Annotated in this window: 13 protein-coding genes; 10 read left to right on the forward strand and 3 right to left on the reverse strand. The window is 70.5% G+C overall.

Annotation, left to right across the window (positions count from 1 at the left end):
• Window positions 1–18: 18 nt before the first annotated feature.
• The 8 genes from WME98_RS22365 to WME98_RS22400 all read left to right on the forward strand — a co-directional run bounded on the left by WME98_RS22365 (window position 19) and on the right by WME98_RS22400 (window position 10,940).
• Window positions 19–399, forward strand: a complete 381-nt coding sequence (locus WME98_RS22365; protein ID WP_020742126.1) for a hypothetical protein — start codon at window positions 19–21, stop codon at window positions 397–399.
• Window positions 393–2,618, forward strand: a complete 2,226-nt coding sequence (locus WME98_RS22370; protein ID WP_437953117.1) for a M20/M25/M40 family metallo-hydrolase — start codon at window positions 393–395, stop codon at window positions 2,616–2,618. Before WME98_RS22365 ends, WME98_RS22370 begins: the two co-directional genes overlap by 7 nt.
• Window positions 2,615–3,706: a formylglycine-generating enzyme family protein gene (locus tag WME98_RS22375; protein WP_437953118.1), complete on the forward strand. Its 1,092-nt coding sequence runs from the start codon at window positions 2,615–2,617 to the stop codon at window positions 3,704–3,706. Before WME98_RS22370 ends, WME98_RS22375 begins: the two co-directional genes overlap by 4 nt.
• Window positions 3,707–3,906: 200 nt before the next feature.
• Window positions 3,907–4,377, forward strand: coding sequence for a hypothetical protein (locus tag WME98_RS22380; protein ID WP_437953119.1), 471 nt, complete (start codon window positions 3,907–3,909; stop codon window positions 4,375–4,377).
• A 1,023-nt stretch (window positions 4,378–5,400) separates the two neighbouring features.
• Window positions 5,401–6,939, forward strand: a complete 1,539-nt coding sequence (locus WME98_RS22385) for a SpvB/TcaC N-terminal domain-containing protein (RefSeq protein WP_437953120.1) — start codon at window positions 5,401–5,403, stop codon at window positions 6,937–6,939.
• A complete protein-coding gene (locus WME98_RS22390) occupies window positions 6,825–10,100 on the forward strand; it encodes an RHS repeat-associated core domain-containing protein (RefSeq protein WP_437953121.1) in 3,276 nt (1,091 codons plus the stop codon). Before WME98_RS22385 ends, WME98_RS22390 begins: the two co-directional genes overlap by 115 nt.
• On the forward strand, window positions 10,097–10,498 hold the full coding sequence (locus WME98_RS22395; RefSeq protein ID WP_437953122.1) for a hypothetical protein: 402 nt from the start codon (window positions 10,097–10,099) through the stop codon (window positions 10,496–10,498). Before WME98_RS22390 ends, WME98_RS22395 begins: the two co-directional genes overlap by 4 nt.
• A 157-nt stretch (window positions 10,499–10,655) precedes the next feature.
• Window positions 10,656–10,940 carry a hypothetical protein gene (locus WME98_RS22400; protein WP_437953123.1) on the forward strand — a complete coding sequence of 95 codons (285 nt, stop codon included), beginning with the start codon at window positions 10,656–10,658 and terminating at the stop codon, window positions 10,938–10,940.
• A 116-nt stretch (window positions 10,941–11,056) separates the two neighbouring features.
• Here WME98_RS22400 and WME98_RS22405 read toward each other — a convergent pair whose 3' ends face one another.
• Window positions 11,057–11,908, reverse strand: a complete 852-nt coding sequence (locus WME98_RS22405; RefSeq protein WP_437953124.1) for a ketopantoate reductase family protein — start codon at window positions 11,906–11,908, stop codon at window positions 11,057–11,059.
• An 8-nt stretch (window positions 11,909–11,916) separates the two neighbouring features.
• The gene (locus WME98_RS22410) at window positions 11,917–13,011 is read right to left on the reverse strand and encodes an NADH:flavin oxidoreductase (protein ID WP_437953125.1); all 1,095 of its coding nucleotides are present in this window, start codon (window positions 13,009–13,011) and stop codon (window positions 11,917–11,919) included.
• Between the two features lie 295 nt (window positions 13,012–13,306).
• On the opposite strand from WME98_RS22410, the gene WME98_RS22415 reads away from it, so the two are divergent.
• Entirely contained in the window at window positions 13,307–13,882 is a 576-nt protein-coding gene (locus tag WME98_RS22415; protein WP_437953126.1) for a TetR family transcriptional regulator, read from the forward strand.
• A gap of 24 nt (window positions 13,883–13,906) precedes the next feature.
• Here WME98_RS22415 and WME98_RS22420 read toward each other — a convergent pair whose 3' ends face one another.
• Entirely contained in the window at window positions 13,907–14,899 is a 993-nt protein-coding gene (locus WME98_RS22420) for a fatty acid desaturase family protein (protein ID WP_236644344.1), read from the reverse strand.
• Between the two features lie 192 nt (window positions 14,900–15,091).
• On the opposite strand from WME98_RS22420, the gene fumC reads away from it, so the two are divergent.
• Window positions 15,092–16,492: a class II fumarate hydratase gene (fumC, locus tag WME98_RS22425; RefSeq protein WP_061623002.1), complete on the forward strand. Its 1,401-nt coding sequence runs from the start codon at window positions 15,092–15,094 to the stop codon at window positions 16,490–16,492.
• Window positions 16,493–16,639: the final 147 nt, after the last annotated feature.

A 16,639-nucleotide genomic window follows, 5' to 3' on the forward strand; every position in this document is an offset into this window, starting at 1 on the left:
GATGAGCTCAACGAGGCCGTGAAATCGAAGGCGGAGCGCGAGTCGGAAGAGCTCGCGCGGCACAAGAAGCGGGTCGCCGAGGCGCTCGCGGCCGCGGAGTCGGCCGTGTCGCAGGGGGCCGAGTCGCTGAAGTTCGCGCACGAGAGGCTGCAGGACAAGGGGCAGCCGGTCGTGCTCTCGCAGGAGCAGGACAAGCACCGGCTCGCGCTCGGCGAGTTCAGCCTGGCGCTGGAGCTCCTGCGGGAGTCGGCGATCGTCCGGGTGACCTTCGGCGACGGCAAGCCGCGCGAGTTCGACTTCGCGAAGGACAGGCACATCGCGCCCGCCGACGTGGAGGAGTACATCGGGCGCCGCGCGCTCGAGCTGGTCCGCGCGGCGCAGAAGGCCGCGCCGTGGTGACCGCCGGGCGCGCCGGGGCGCGCGCGCCCCGCGCGGCGGGGCTCCGCCCGGGGCTCGTCGCGGGGCTGCTCGCCGCGCTCGGGGCGTGCGCGCCTCCGGCCGCGCCGCCCCGCGAGGCGGCCGCGCCGCCGGCCTCGGCGCCGGCCGCCGCCGCGGCGCCCGCCGCGCCGGCCTCGATCGATCTCGACCCCGCCGCGGAGGCGCGGATCAAGGCGGACGTCGCGTACCTCGCGTCGCCCGAGCTCGCGGGGCGCGCCACCGGCGAGCCGGGCGCCGAGCTCGCGGCCGACTTCATCGCGCGCCGCTTCGCTGAGCTCAAGCTCGCGCCGCTGGGCGGGCAGGGGGGCGACGCGAAGGCGTACCGGCAGGCGTTCGAGGCGCGGGTCGGCGCCGACGTGGCGCCGGCGGCGCTCGTGGTGCAGCGCGCGGGCCGGAAGCAGAGCGTCGAGGCCGGCAAGCTGGTCACGGCCGACGGGAGCGCGAGCGGCGCGGCCTCGGGGGCCGCGGTGCTCGTGGGCCACGGCGTGACCGCGGCGGCGCTCTCCTGGGACGACTACGGCGGCCGCGACATCGAGGGGAAGATCGCGGTCGTGCTCGACGGCGTGCCCACGCTGGGCGGCGGCGCGGAGGCGGCGCCGCAGGCGGGGGCGGCGAAGGCAGACCCGCATGGCGGCGCGGCGAAGGGAGACCCGCACGGCGGCGCGGCGAAGGCAGACCCGCACGGCGGCGCGGCCGCAGGCCCGCATGGCGGCGCCGCGAAGGCAGACCCGCATGGCGGCGCGGCGGCAGGCCCGCATGGCGGCGCGGCGCACGCAGATCCCCACGGCGGCGCGGCGCACGCGGACCCGCACGGCGCAGCGCACGCGGATCCGCATCACGCGCCGGCGTCGCGGCCGGCCGACGCGCTCCGCGACTTCGGCAGCGTCCGCTACAAGCTCCGCACCGCCCGCGAGCACAAGGCCGCCGGCGTGATCCTCGTCGCGGCGGGCGACGAGCTCCCGCGCGTGTCGGACGACGCGGCGAGCATGGGCATCCCGGCCGTGGTGATCACGCGCTCCGCGGCCCGGGCGCTGTTCCCGACGGCGGGGCTTCCGCCGCCCGCGAAGCCCGAGGCCGCGAAGCAGGCCGCCGCGAAGCCCGCGGCCGCGAAGCAGGCGCCGGCGAAGGCCCCTGGGCCGAAGCCGCTCGACGGCGTCACCGTCGAGATCACGACCAAGGTCACCCCGCGGATGGCGCCGGCGTCCAACGTGATCGGCCTGCTCCCGGCGCGGGACGGCTCCCCGCACGCCGGCGAGTACGTCGTCGTCGGGGCGCACTTCGATCACCTCGGCCACGGCGGCAACTCGTACTCGCGCGCGCCCGGCGTGCACGCGGTGCACCCGGGCGCCGACGACAACGCCTCCGGGACCGCGATGCTCCTGGAGGTCGCGCGGCGGTTCGCCTCGCTCCCCGCGCGGCCGGACCGCAACCTGCTGTTCATCGCGTTCGGCGCCGAGGAGCTCGGCACCCTCGGCTCGCGCCACTTCGTCGATCACCCGCCGGCGCCGCTCGCGGGGACGAAGTCCGTCGTGGCGATGATCAACGCGGACATGGTCGGCCGGATGCGGGAGGACAAGCTCCTCGTCGACGGCCTCGGCACCTCGCCCGACTGGAAGCCGATCGTGGACGACGCCGCCCGCGGGCTCGGCCTCGCGCTCCAGTTCGGCGTCGAGGGGTTCGGCGCGAGCGATCACACGTCGTTCACCGCGTCGCGCGTCCCGGTCGCCTTCCTGTTCACGGGCGTCCACGAGGACTACCACCGGCCGAGCGACACGGCGGACAAGATCAACGCCGCGGGCGTCTCGCGCTGCGCGGTGCTCGCGGCGCGGATGGCGCTCGCCCTCGCGCAGCGCGACGCGCGGATGGCGTTCACCGACCCGCCGGCCGACCCTCACCGCAGCATGCGCCGCGGCTTCCGCGCGTCGCTCGGCACGATGCCGGACTACGCGTACCAGGGGCCCGGCGTGAAGCTCACGGGCGTGCGGCCCGACGCGCCGGCCACGCGCGCCGGGATGCAGGCGGGGGACGTGATCGTGCGCATCGGCGCCCACGCGATCACCAACATCCACGACTTCATGTTCGCGCTCGGCGAGCTCGAGCCGGGCCGCGAGGTCGTGATCGAGGTGGAGCGCGGCGGCACCCGGGTGCCGCTCAAGGTCATCCCCGCCCCCGGCCGATGAGCCGGCGCCGCCGCTGCATCGCGCCGCCGGCCGCTCCGCGCCGGCGGCGCAGGGCCCTCTGCCGGCGCTGCGCGGGGGGCCTCGTCCTGCTGTGCGGCCTCGCGGCGGCGCTCCTCGGCTGCGATCGCCGCGAGCCCGCGGCGACCGACGCCGCGGCCCCCGCTGCGCCCGCGAGCGCCGGTGCAACGGCGGACGCCGAGCCAGCGCCACCCGACGGCGCCGCGGCGGAGCTGCCCGACGCCGCGGGGCTGCCCGACGCCGCCGCGGCCCTCGACGGCGCGACCGCGTCGCCGTCGCCCGACGGCGGCGTGTCGGACGCCGGGCTGCCCGGCAGCTCCGCGGGGTGTCCGGACGACATGGTCCTCGTCGACGGCGACTACTGCCCCCTTGTCGAGCAGATCTGCCTGAAGCACCACAAGGAGTACGAGAAGGACCAGGCGCGGCGGGAGAGCCCGTACGGCGGCGTGGAGGGCTCGACCAGCGTCAGCGAGCGCTGCCTCGAGTACAGGCAGCCGACCGCGTGCCTCTCGAAGAAGCGCGCGCCGATGCGTTACTGCGTCGACCGGTACGAGTGGCCCAACAGGAAGGGCGAGCTCCCTGCGCTGCTCGTCTCGTGGCGCGAGGCCGTCAAGGCGTGCGAGGGCGTCGGCAAGCGCCTCTGCACCGAGGACGAGTTCAACTTCGCCTGCGAGGGCGAGGAGATGCTCCCGTACACGTACGGGTTCGTGCGGGACGCGACGAAGTGCAACATCGACCGGCCGTTCCGCCAGCGCGAGCTGACGCTCTACCGCTACGAGCGGTGCATGCGGCACCCCGAGTGCAAGGCGGAGCTCGAGCGGCTCGATCAGCGCGTCCCGGCCGGCTCGATGCCGGCGTGCGTGTCGCCGTTCGGCGTCTACGACCTCAACGGCAACATCAACGAGTGGGTCGTGCGGCCGGGCCGCAAGTCCCCGGATCGGAGCGGGCTCAAGGGCGGCTGGTGGGGCCCGATGCGCGGCCGATGCCGCCCGACGGTGGGGTTCCACAAGGAAGAGGATTACGGCTACGAGCAGGGGTTTCGTTGCTGCAAGGACGCTGCGCCGCGGTGAGCGCACGGTGGCGCCGTCATTTTGGCGGGCGCGTGGCCGCCGACCGGGGGTACGCTCGCCTCCAGCGGGCCCGCGACGCGGCGCTCGCCGGCGAAGGGCCTGCGGTTGCTCCTCCGGGGGCCGGGGCTCAGATCTCAGCGGCGGGTCGGCACCGGCCCGCTGCTCACGCGGGGAAAGCCCCGCATCTGCGGGAGACCTTGATGAAGCGATCCATGTGGTTCACCAGCGTGCGCTCGGCCGCGGCGGTCGTCCTTGCTCTCGGAGGCCTCGGGCTCCTGTCCTCCGCGTGCCGGGGCAGCGAGGCCGAGGATCCCTCGAGCCAGCAGTACAACGCCTACAACCAGCAGCCTGGGTACCAGCAGCCCGGGCAGTACCAGCAGCCTGGGTACCAGCAGCCTGGGCAGTACCAGCAGCCGGGGCAGTACCAGCAGCCTGGGTATCAGCAGCCGGGGCAGTACCAGCAGCCGGGGACGACCGCTCCGGCGACGACGGCGCAGCCGAGCCCGCTCGCGCTCCCGTGTACGAACGACATGGTCTGCGGCACGCACAAGTGCAACACGGCGGTGGGCAAGTGCGCCTTCCCGTGCGCCGCGAACACCGACTGCGCGGCGGGCTTCTCGTGCATGGGCGCCGGCTCGGCGACGGCGATCTGCGTGCCCGGCGGGCAGTAGGGGGCGCGTGGTCCTGCGCTGATCTGCGCCTTTCTTTGGTCGCGTGCCCTGGTTTTGTGAGGGTGGCGCCTTCTCCGGCGCCGCCAAGGCGATCGGCGCGTGCCGGGGCAGCCGATCATGGCCTGGGGGTTGGTTCGTCCAGTCCTCGGGGGCAGCTGAGCTGCCTGCCGCGACCGGATCCGGTCTGCCGGGATAGTCGAGCTTGAGCTGAGGGACCGGATCCGGTCCCGGCGGGATAGCTGAGCATGGCCCGGGGAACCGGATCCGGTTTCTCAGGGGCAGCTGAGCATGGCCCGGGGAACCGGATCCGGTTTCTCAGGGGCAGCTGAGCATGGCCCGGGGAACCGGATCCGGTTTCTCAGGGGCAGCTGAGCATGGCCCGGGGAACCGGATCCGGTCGCCCGGGGCAGCTGAGCATGCCCGAGGAACCGGATCCGGTTTCTCAGGGGCAGCCGAGCATGGCCTGGGGACCGGATCCGGTCTCAGCGGGGCAGCTGCGCTGCCTGCCTCCCGGCCCGCAGCACCGCGCGGAGCCGGGTGGCGTCATCCCGCAAGCGATTGCGCACTTCCGCAATGGAGCACGTCCCGGGCGACGCCGCCTCGCCGCCTTCGAGGCGGTGTCGGCTGCCTCACGCCGCGCGGCGTGGTCGCCACGCATTCTGGCCCCGCCCTTGCCATAGGCGCGCGTCACGCGGCCGACGGCCCGTTCGGGGCGGCCCGGGGACGACGAGGCGAGACGCTCGACCGCGGAGCGGACGGGGTGCGGCGCGGGTGTGCCTCACGCCGCCGGACGCCAGCGAGAAACCTTAAGAACAGGCATATCTCATGAGCATTCACAGGAGACGGCGCACACGTGCGCCTTCGGCCACGCACGATTTCGCGACGTCGCGCCGTGCCACGGCCCGGCGAAAGCATCACTTTTCGCTCGCGGGGGTATGCCTCGCCGCTTGCGTGCTCGCCGTTGCGGCGTGCTCGGACTCGCCGCGCGAGCCAAGGCTCTCTCCCGGGCCAAGGCTCTCCCTCTTGAATGGAGACCTCGACATCGAAGGGCCCGTCCACCCCGAGGACGACCTGCTCGGCACGATCTGCCCGGGCTACGACGCCACAGAGCTCCCTGTCGACCTGCCGCGCTCCGAGACGGTCGCAGCAGGCGCGATCGGCGGGACCTTCTCGGCCTCGAGCACTGGCGAGGCGACGTACACGATGCCGCTCGCCGTTCCTCCGGGTCGCGCCGGCATGCAGCCGGAGCTCGCGGTGAGCTACGACAGCTCGGGCGGAGAGGGCGTGCTCGGCATGGGGTTCTCCGTGACGGGGCTGTCCGCGGTGACGCGATGCCCGCGCACGATCGCGCAGGACGGCGAGATCCGGGCCATTCATTACGATCAAGACGATGCGCTCTGCCTCGACGGGAAGCGTTTGGTCGAGGTGGGTAGGGCGGGGGATCTCGTGGAGTACCGCACGTTCCCCGATACCTTCACCAAGGTGATCGCCAGCTATGAAGGCTGGGATTGGGAAAAGGGCCCGATGTACCTGCGCGCGTACACGAGGTCAGGGCGGATCATCGAGTACGGGAACGAGCCGAGCGGCCGGGTCATGGCCAAACTCGGTGTCGTCCGCGCGTGGTGGGTGACGCGCGTGAGCGACCGCTACGGAAACACGATGGACACGCGGTACAAGAGCGCGGAGCACCCGACGGAGAAGTACACCGTCGAGCACGCGCCGCTGCGGATCGATTACACCGGTCATCCATCGTCCCCGGCGACGCGCGCCGTCGAGTTCGTGTACGGCGAGCCGCAGTGGGGGGGCCGCGTGCTCTACTCGCGTGGGATGGAGCTCCGGAGCTCGTGGCGCCTCGACGAGATCCGGATGCTCGGGCCGGGCGACGCGCTCGTCCGGAATTACCGCTTCTTGTTCGACGACGCGCCCGCGACAGGGCGGCGGCTGCTCCAGCAGGTCGAGGAGTGCGCGTCGGACGGCGTGTGCAAGCCGCCGACGCGCTTCGGGTGGCACCACGGCACGAAGGGGTTCACCTGGCTGGCGACGCCGCTCGACGTCCCCACCTCCGATCGCGGCAGCAGCATGCTGATGGACGCGACGGGTGACGGGCTCGACGACATCGTGATGTCCGACGACGAGCTCGCGATGTACGAGGACGTCGAGGTGCCGTTGACCACCTGGTTCCTCGCTCCGAACCGGCTGTCGGAGGGGGTCTCGACCGCCTTCAACGTGGACAGGCTGGTGGCCGAGGTCACTCACCTGGATCCGGACACGCCCTTCCAGCCCGAGGTCGGCACGCCGATCGACTACAATCAAGATGGGCTCACCGACATCTTCATGCACGACCTGCAGGGTCGATGGCCGAACTGGCACGTCCTCCTCGCGGAGCGCGAGGGCAACTTCACGCGCCTCGACACCGAGGTCGCTCGCATGTACCCGCTGGCGTCGCCGTGGACGCCGGGCAGCACGCGTTCGGCGCGCGCCGCAACTCCTGCATCTCGTACGACGAAGAGCGCATCTTCCCGTACGCGCGCTCGAACGCGGAGGGGCACGTCACGCGGATGAAGTTCGATCCCGGCCTCGGCGTCAGGACGGCGCTGGTCGATCCGAACCACCTCGTCACGCGCTGGGCGATCGACGGCTTCGGGCGGGTCACGAAGGAGATCCGGCCGGGCGAGGAGGACGAGGTGATCACCACGTTCACGCGAACGAAGGACGGCGGCGCGTCCGGCACCGAGTGGAACGTGAAGGTGCGAACGCAGGAGACCGGCGGTCGCGATGACACTGTCGAGCTCGACAGCCTCGGGCGTCCGGTCCGGTGGTGGACGCATCGCCCCGACGTGGGCGCCGGCGCCGACGAGCGCGTCATGCAGGAGATCGTCTTCGATGCGCTGGGCGAGCGCGTGGCGCGGCGATCGCTGCCCGCCGGCGAGGACGCGCCGCGCGATGCGCTGCGCTACGACGACTATGCCTACGACGGCATGGGCCGCATCAAGACGCACCGGACGCCGTGGGGCACCACGACGAGGTACACGTACCTGAGCACGACTGTCGAGGTGAACGGTCCACGCGGCGTGACGACCACGATCAAGAACGACGCGCTCGGCCGGCCGGTGTCGATCACCGACGCGATGCTGGGGGAGACGCTTTATAGCTACGGACCGTTCGGCGGGCTGTGGACGGTGACCGATCCGGGCGGCGCGGTGACGACGACCGAGCGCGATGCTTACGGCCGCGTGCGAAAGCTCACGGATCCCGACCGCGGCGAGACGATCACGCACTACAGCGGGTTCGGGCTGCCGACGTACGCGAAGGACGCGCTGGGGCGGGAGCGCTGGTTCGAGTACGATCGCCTGGGCCGCATGACGGCGCGCATCGACAAGGAGGAGGGCAGCGATAGCACCTACCGCACCACGTGGACGTGGGACCTCGGGGCGACGGGGAAGGGCAAGATCGCCGAGGTCGAGAGCCCCGAGCATCACAAGACGACCTACTCCTATGACCCGCTCGGGCGGCTCGAGACGAAGCGGCTGACGTTCGAGGGCGAGACGTTCACGACGACCTTCGGCTATACGCCCTCGAACCAGCTCAACCTCATCTCGTACCCCGCGGGCGACGGCGGGGAGCCGTTCTCGGTCCTCTACGAGCTCGATCCGCACGGCCACGTCCTCGAGGCGCGGAACGCCGAGACCGGCGATCCGTACTGGGCGCTGAAGGAGACGGACCGGGCCGGGCGGATCCGGACCGAGGAGTTTGGCAACGGCGTCGTCACCGAGCGCTCGTACCACGCGACGAAGAACCGCCTGGAGAGCCTGCGCACGACGAAGGGCGCCGTGGAGCTCCAGAACCTGGCGTACACGTACGACGACAGGCTCAACCTCGAGACCAGGAAGGACCTACGCCAGACGAAGACGGAGTACTTCTTCTACGACAAGCTCGATCGCCTGAGGTGCTCGCAGTTCCGCGATCTGCCCCGCTGCCTGTTCGTGGACACGTACGCGCCGAATGGCAACATCGACTCCAAGGTGGGCATCGGCACGTACGAGTACGACCCCGACCAGCCGCACGCGGTGGTCCAGGCGGGGGACAGGTTCTACGGCTATGACGCCGTCGGCAACCAGATCTCGAGGCCCGGCGCGACGGTCTCGTACACGCCGTTCGACAAGCCGGAGACGTTCACGCTCGACGGTGGCGCGACGATCGAGCTCGACTACGACGGCGATCAGAACCGCATCCGGAAGACGACGCCGGACGAGGTGACCCTCTACGTGGGCGACCTGTACGAGCGGGTCACCCGGCTCGCTCCGGGCGCTGGCGAGCCGAGCGTCGAGCACCGGTACTCCGTGCTGGTGAACGGGCGGCAGGTGGCGCTCGTGACGCGCGCCGCGGGGGCGCCGGGCACGACGCTGTACCTGCATCGCGACAACCTGGGCTCGATCGACGTGATCACGGACACCACCGGCGGCGTGCACGAGCGGCGCAGCTACCAGGCGTGGGGCAAGCGCCGCTGGCCGAGCTGGGAGAGCGGGGCTCCGGGCTGGTTCGGCAGCTCCCCTGTCCGGCAGGGGTTCACGGGGCACGAGGGCGACGGCGAGCTCGGGCTCATCAACATGCGGGGACGGATGTACGATCCCGTGATCGGGCGCTTCTTGACGCCGGATCCGCTCGTTGCGAATCCGCTGTCCGGGCAGAGCCTCAATCCGTACAGCTACGTCCTCAACAACCCGCTGGCGTACGTGGATCCGAGCGGTTTTCGAGCAGAGCCGGAGGCGCCGCCCGTCCATGCGGTCCGCTGGGAGGTGGACGTGGCGCGGAATACCGTCCATCTCTTCGGTCCGAAGAGCGCGAGCCAGCGAGAGAAAGAGCCGCGCGAGAAAAGAGCGCGCGAGGAAGAGCCGCGCGGGGCCGCGGAGGTCGGCGTCGTCGCGCCTCCCGTCGACGTGAACGTGTACGGAACGAGCTCGGGGTACGTGCCCGAACCGGCGGCATCCACGCCGGATCAAAGCACGGTCGGCAGCGCGGTGGGCGAGGGCCTGCTCGGCGTCGGGGAAGGCCTCGGCGAGCTCACCGTCGAGCTCGGACGGTCGCTGGTGCTCAGCGCGCTGACGTTCGGCGGCTACGGCGCCTACGAGTTCGGGACTGCGATGTGGGACGGGTACAAGGAGGACGGCGTGGTCGGGGCGCTGAACGCCGTGAACCCCCTGTACCACGCGCTGAGGGCGGGAACGGACACGGTCCTCGCCGCCGTGGAAGGCGACTACCGCGCCGCGGGCGCGGCGGGGACGAAGGCGGTCGTGCTCACCCTGGGCGCGGCGGTCGGGCTCGGCGAGGGGCTCACGGCGGTGAGCGGAAGAGCCTTGGCGACGAGGGCGGCAGCGGGAGAAGGTTGGCTCGTCAGCAAGGGGGTCTTCAGGAACAGACACGGGCAGCTGACGAACGGCCGTTACATTCTTGACGAGCCGGGGATGGCTCCTCATACGGCAGGCAGCCTTGCCGACGGCAGGAGCCAGTTCTTATACGGAGTGAACGAGAAGCAACTCGTCCTTGATGCTGCGGCTTACGCCGACGAGGCAAACCTGTGGACGGCAGGCAATGGAAGAAAGGCAAGAGTTGTTTTCGACGACTTCATCGGCGTGCATTATAAAACAGGCCAGAGAACCAACGTCCTGAACATCTACCGCACCGACACGGGTTTCGTTCACGGTGCGCCGGGGAGTCCTTTGTGAAACAGGATCTCAGTGATGTATTCCGGCACAGCCGCGCGCCGTCGACGACTTGGACGCACGAGAAGGTCCAGGATGTCCTTCAGGCGTTGGCGGCACACTCTCCAGGCTCCTGGGTGGACTGGGAGCCTTTCGACGAGCAGTGGGGGCGGGTGCTCGACGCTGACAATCAGGTCTTGGGATTTGTTTGTGCGCGTGTCCCGATAGGCGCAGCCCGGGACGACGTCCCGCTATCGGAGCTGCCGAGCGCCGTGGCGTGGATTCGATTCAAGTCCGCGGACGATCATGATTACCGAATTGTTCCGGAACTTCTTGAGGAGGTTTTCGGACGTGAAATCTCGCGAAACGTCAACTACGAAGACCTGTCGATGAACGATCTGTGGTGGGCAACCGTGTCCTGACCGGAATGGGTCTCATCCACGATGCGCGGGGGCGTCCTCGATGAAGCAGGATCTCAGCGATGTCTTTCGGCACGGGCTCGCGGTATCGGCGGCATGATCGCACGAGAAGGTCCACGATGCCCTTCAGGCGTTGGCGGCGCACTCTCCAGTCTGCAGCTTGGATTGGGAGCCTGGCGACGAGGATTGGGGTTGGGCCCTCGTCGCCGACATGGAAATCGTGGGATTTGTCTGTGCGCGTATCCCGATAGGTGTAGTGCGGGACGACGTTCCGCGTTCGGAGCTGCCGAGCGACGTCACGTGGATTCGTTTCAAGTCCACGAGAGAGCGCAACTATCAGGTTGCGCCAGAGCTTCTCGAGAAGGTGTTTGGGCGCGAGGTCTCGGGGAGCATCGACTACGGGGCCCTGTCGCTGGACGAGCTGTGGTGGGCGACGGTGATCTGACATCCACCGCACCAAGTCCGACAGTATCCACGGTGCGTCGGGGAGTCCCTCATGAAGATCGTCGCTGTCCCCCGTCTGAGCCGAGCGCCGACCGGCGATCGCGCGCCCCGGCCTCGTCAGGGCCTAATGGCCAGCAGCGCCGGCGTCTGACCAGGCGCCGCGGCGGCGATCGCGTCGATCAGCGCGCGCGGCTCGGCGGGCCCCGTGGCGCCCGTCTTGCGGAGCGCCTCGACCCGGCTGAGCGTCCACACGAGCGCGGCCGCCGCCGGCGTGGGCAAGCGGCTCAGCGCCGCGATCGGCGCCGGCGTGAGGGTGTTTCCGAGCTCGCGCACCACGCGGAGCCCCTCCTCCAGGGCGCGCGCCACGTCCATCGCTTCGGTCCAGGACACGCCCGCCTGGCGCGCGTGCGCGGTGACGACGGCGACCATCACCGGCGCGACGAGCGCCGCATGCGTGCGCAGCCAGCTCTCCATGTCGGGCTCCACGACGGCGGGGATGCCCGCGTCCGTGAAGACCTTCGCCCAGGCCGCGTCCGTCACCGGGGTGACCATGCCTCGGGTGACGATCCTCGACGTCAGCTTGCCGTCATCGAGGGTCGCCAGGATCGCGGGGAACCCGAAGGCGACGCGCGCCGCGCCCACGGCGTCGCGGAGGCGGCCGAGCGGCTCGAAGGTGTTGAACATGAACATCACCGTCTTCGCCGCGCTCGCGGACAGCGCGGGGAGCACCTCGTCCACCTGATGCGCGAGCACCGTCACGAGCACGAGGTCCCACGCCGTCGCCTCGTCGAGCGCGGCGCTCACGCCGACCGCGGCGCGCTCCCCCGCGGCGGTCACGATGGCCTCGTCCCGCCGCAGCTGCGCGAGCCGCGCCCCACGAGCGACCACCGTCACCTCGTGCCCCGCCCGTGCGAGCTGGAACGCGAACGTGCTTCCGATCCTACCAGCGCCCACAATGGCAATCTTCATGATCCACCTCAGAAGTAAGTGCCGAGGCTCTCCCTCGTGAAATTCGACAGCTCGGCGGTGCGCCCCGCCTCGATCTTCTCCACCCAGGCGGGGTCGCTCAGCAAGGAGCGCCCGACGGCGACCAGATCGAAATCCCCGCGCTCGAGGCGGCGCACGAGCTCACCGAGCCCCCGGGGCACGGAGGCTTCGCCCGCAAGATTCCCGAAGAGATCGCCCGACAGACCCACGGAGCCCACCGTGATGGTGGGCTTGCCGGTGATCTTCTTCGCCCACCCCGCGGTGTTCAGGTCGGAGCCGGCGAACTCGGGCTCCCAGTAACGCCGCTGGGACATGTGGAAGATATCGACGCCGGCGTCCGCGAGCGGCGAGAGCCATTGCTCCATCTCCTGCGGTGTCTTCGCCATCTTGTGATCGTAGGCGCCGACCTTCCACTGCGAGAGGCGGAGGATCACCACCATCTCCGGCCCGACGGCCTCGCGAACGGCCTTGAGGACCTCCACGGCGAAGCGCGTCCTCTCGCCGAGGGTCTTTCCGCCGTACTCGTCGGTGCGCTGGTTCGTCGCCTCGTAGAAGAACTGATCGATGAGGTACCCGTGGGCGCCGTGCAGCTCGACGGCGTCGAAGCCGAGGCGCTTCGCGTCCCCCGCCGCCCTGCCGAACGCCCGCACGGTGGCCTGCACGTCCTCGCGGGACATGTTCGCCGGACCCTCCAGATCCGCGGGCTGCTCGTAGCCGTTCGGATCTCGCGTCGTGAGCCCGACGTGCCACAGCTGGGGAGCCATCTTCCCCCCTTCGCTGTGCACGGCGTCGATGACCTTCTTCCAGCCGTCCAGCGCCCGATCCCCGTAGAAGTGCGGGACGTCGCGCAGGTGGAGCTTGCCCGGCCGCTCCACGACCGTCCCCTCCGACAGGATCAGCCCGACGCCGCCGGCCGCGCGCCGCGCGTAGTACGCGACGTTCGGCTCGCCGGGCGCGTTCCCCGGCGATTTCTGGCGCGTCATGGGCGCCATGACGAGCCGGTTCTTGAGCGTCAGCCCCTTCAGCTGAAATGGCTTGAAGAGCGCGCTGACGTCCTCGTGCTTGTTCGGATCCCGATCCGTCATCTCTCCGTCCTTCCTCCGGTCCCCCGCCCCCGCCGCCGCGCGCCTGGAGCTGCGCCCCGGCACCTCGGCGGCGGCCGCGCCTGCGATCGCGACGCTCCTCGGCGCCGCGGCCGGCGTGCTTCGGGTAACAAACCAACTGGATGGTTGAAAACCTAGGGAGCGGCTCCGGCCCTGTCAACGGGGGGGCGACGTCGCCGCTGCGCGCGCCGCTCGCTTGCCGCTACACTGCCCTCGTGAACGGCGGTCCCGCGCCCTTGCACCGCGCCCCGGCGTGGGCACCCTGAAGGATCGACTCATGCCCTACGATTCGGCGGCGACAAAGAAGAGGCTCCTCGACGCCGCGCTCGACGAGTTCGCCGAGCGAGGCCTGGCCGGCGCGCGCGTGGACCGCATCGCCGACAAGGCGTCGGCGAACAAGCAGGCCATCTACGCTTACTTCGGCTCGAAGGAGGACCTGTTCCGCAGCGTGCTCGAGGAGCGGTGCAAGAGCGTGTTCGACGCCGTGCCCTTCGACCCGACGGACCTCCCGGCCTTCGTCGCCGGCGTCTTCGACCACCTGGTCGAGAACCCGAAGAGCGTGCGGATGATGATGTGGAGGCAGCTGGAGCTCCCCGACGAGGCGGAGCACGAGGCGGCGGCCGCCAAGGTGTGCGCGCTCGGCGCGGCCCACGAGCTCGGGGTGGCCTCGAAGCAGTGCGCCGAGGACCTGTTCGTCCTCCTCCTCGGGCTGCCGATGGCGTGGTTCACGTTCGCCTCGAGCCAGCCGGCGGCGCGGGGAGCGGCGGCGCAGCAGCGGCTGCTCGCCTTCAGGCGCTCGATGGTCGCGGCGGCGGAGGCGATCGTGAAGACGATGGCGGAGAAGAAGCGGTAGCCCGCTGCGGGCCGGGGGGGAGGCTCAGGCGGTGACGCCCGGCTGGATGCCGTTCATCGCCATCATCTTCTGCCGCTCGGCCTCCTTGTTGAGGCCGCGGTAGCGCTCGTCGAGCTTCGCGATGTCGAGCTTCAGGATCCGGCCGTACAGCTCGAGGGCGATGCCGACGATCGACGGGTGGCACGCGGACTTCACCCGCTCATCGTAATAGGGATACGCCGCCACGTGGAAGCGGCGCAGGTTGTAGAACGGGATGCCCGGGAACTTGTGGTGCTCGTTGTGGTACGTGACGTTGTTCCAGAGGAAATTGGTGAAGTGCGCGCTGGTCCCGTACGTGCGCGAGCTGTACGCGTCCTCCCCCGGGAGCATCTCGTAGTGCTCGATCATCGAGGTCACGCTGGCGAGGATCGCGCCGAAGATGAACGGCAGGGCATAGAAGAAGAAGAACACCTGCCGCGGCATGACCCAGAAGAAGAAGGCCATGAGCCCCCAGAAGCCGAGGATCTCCAGGTTCATCTTGACGCGCTGGAGCGCCGACAGCCGCTTCACGTAGCGCGCCATGCAGCCGAGGAAGTACAGCGGGTAGGCGAACGTGTAGACCGCGAGGAGCAGGAGCTTCGCGAGGACGGGGTTCCGCGTGTAGTCCGTGACGACGAAGTTGTCGACGTCAGGGTACGTGTTCGCGATCTTGTGATGATGAAGGTGGTAGTTCGTGTACAGCGTCACGCTCATCCCGGTCGGCGCCCAGCAGACCAGGGCGATGAGGTACGAGACGAGCTTCGATCGCGAGCAGCTGCCGTGGACGGCGTCGTGCGCGACCGCGCCGAGGCCGCGGACGAGGTTGGCAATCGCGAACGAGACGACGATCCCGATCGGGATGGCGAGCGGGTGGTGCTGCGTCGCGTACAGCACCCACGTGAGCGCGGCCCAGATGCCGAAATGAAGCGGAATCTTGAGCAGGTAAATCGGGTTGCGCTTGTAGGCAGCCTGCAGCAGCTCCCGCGGTACCGTGTCCATGCCGGCCATACTGATCTCCGTGTTTCTCGCGCGTGCGCGGCCCGGAACTTCGCAAAAAACAGGCGAGAAAACAAGAGCACGCCCGCTTTTTACCCCCGCTCGCCCCCGCGGCGCGAATGCCGTTACGCAGGACGCCGGGAACCGGGGGTCGCGCCGCTTGAGGGGCGCGCCCACTGCCGCTAAGACGCGGCGATGGGGACTCGCATCGAAAAGGACAGCTTCGGGCCGATCGAGGTGCAGGCCGACCGCTACTGGGGGGCGCAGACGCAGCGATCCCTGGAGAACTTCCGGATCGGCGGCGAGCGCTTCCCGCGGGAGATGATCGCCGCGCTCGCCACGGTCAAGAAGGCCGCGGCGCTCGTCAACCGCGACCTCGGGCTCCTGCCAGCGGACAAATGCGGGCTCATCGTCGCGGCGGCCGACGAGGTGATCGCGGGCAAGCTCGACGACCACTTCCCGCTCGTCGTCTGGCAGACGGGCAGCGGCACCCAGACCAACATGAACGTGAACGAGGTCATCGGGAACCGAGCGATCGAGCTCAGCGGCGGCGTCCTGGGCTCGAAGTCGCCGATCCACCCGAACGACGACGTGAACCGGTCGCAGAGCTCGAACGACGTGTTCCCGACGGCCATGCACGTCGTCGCCGCGCTCCAGATCGAGCGCCGCCTGCTCCCGGAGGTCCGGCGGCTCCGCGACACCCTGGCGCAGAAGAGCGCGGCGTTCGCGGACATCGTCAAGATCGGCCGCACGCACCTCCAGGACGCGACGCCGCTGACGCTCGGGCAGGAGTTCTCCGGCTACGTCGCGCAGCTCGACGCCGGCGTCGCCGCGATCGAGCGGGCGGCGCCGCCGCTCTACGAGCTCGCGCTCGGGGGCACGGCGGTCGGGACGGGGCTGAACGCCCACCCGGAGTTCCCGGCGCGCGTCGCGGCGAAGATCGCCGAGCTCACCGGGGCGCCGTTCGTCACCGCGCCGAACAAGTTCCAGGCGCTCGCGTCGCACGACGCGCTGGTGGCGGCGCACGGCGCGCTGAAGACGCTCGCCTGCAGCCTGATCAAGATCGCGAACGACGTCCGCTGGCTCGCGAGCGGGCCGCGGTGCGGCATCGGCGAGATCACCCTCCCCGAGAACGAGCCGGGCAGCTCGATCATGCCGGGCAAGGTGAACCCGACCCAGGCCGAGGCGATGACGATGCTCTGCGCGCAGGTGCTCGGCAACGACGTCGCGGTCGGCGTCGGCGGGGCGAGCGGCAACTTCGAGCTCAACGTGTACAAGCCGCTCATCATCCACAACGTGCTGCAGTCGATCCGGCTGCTCGCCGACGGCTGCGCGTCGTTCGACGAGCACTGCGCGCGCGGAATCGCGCCGAACCGCGAGCGGATCGCCCGCAACGTCCGCGAGAGCCTGATGCTGGTGACCGCGTTGAACCCGCACGTGGGCTACGACAACGCCGCGAAGATCGCCAAGAAGGCGCACGCGGACGGGACCACGCTGCGCGAGGCGGCGCTCGCGCTCGGGCTCCTCGACGCGCGGACGTTCGACGAGGTCGTGAGGCCGGAGCGCATGATCGGTCCGTCCGCGGACAAGGAGTGATCGCGGCGCGGGGCGATCGCTCGCGGCGGAAGAGCGCGCGCGCCTCGCGCCGACGCGCCGCCCGCGCGTTGACACCTCGTCGCGTCCTGCGATAGACGAACAGCGCCTGCCAGCGGCGCCCGCTGCAGCTTCGCAGCGATTCCCACC

This window comes from Sorangium sp. So ce296, from assembly GCF_051529605.1.
Classification (GTDB): domain Bacteria; phylum Myxococcota_A; class Polyangia; order Polyangiales; family Polyangiaceae; genus Sorangium; species Sorangium cellulosum_D.

What these genes read in the sequence shown, in the direction of transcription:
- WME98_RS22375 (WP_437953118.1), top strand. Translation starts at nt 2,615, where the DNA reads ATGAGCCGGCGCCGCCGCTGCATCGCGCCGCCGGCCGCTCCGCGCCGG.
- WME98_RS22380 (WP_437953119.1), top strand. Translation starts at nt 3,907, where the DNA reads ATGAAGCGATCCATGTGGTTCACCAGCGTGCGCTCGGCCGCGGCGGTC.
- WME98_RS22405 (WP_437953124.1), bottom strand. Translation starts at nt 11,908, where the DNA reads ATGAAGATTGCCATTGTGGGCGCTGGTAGGATCGGAAGCACGTTCGCG.
- WME98_RS22410 (WP_437953125.1), bottom strand. Translation starts at nt 13,011, where the DNA reads ATGACGGATCGGGATCCGAACAAGCACGAGGACGTCAGCGCGCTCTTC.
- WME98_RS22415 (WP_437953126.1), top strand. Translation starts at nt 13,307, where the DNA reads ATGCCCTACGATTCGGCGGCGACAAAGAAGAGGCTCCTCGACGCCGCG.
- WME98_RS22420 (WP_236644344.1), bottom strand. Translation starts at nt 14,899, where the DNA reads ATGGACACGGTACCGCGGGAGCTGCTGCAGGCTGCCTACAAGCGCAAC.
- fumC (WP_061623002.1), top strand. Translation starts at nt 15,092, where the DNA reads ATGGGGACTCGCATCGAAAAGGACAGCTTCGGGCCGATCGAGGTGCAG.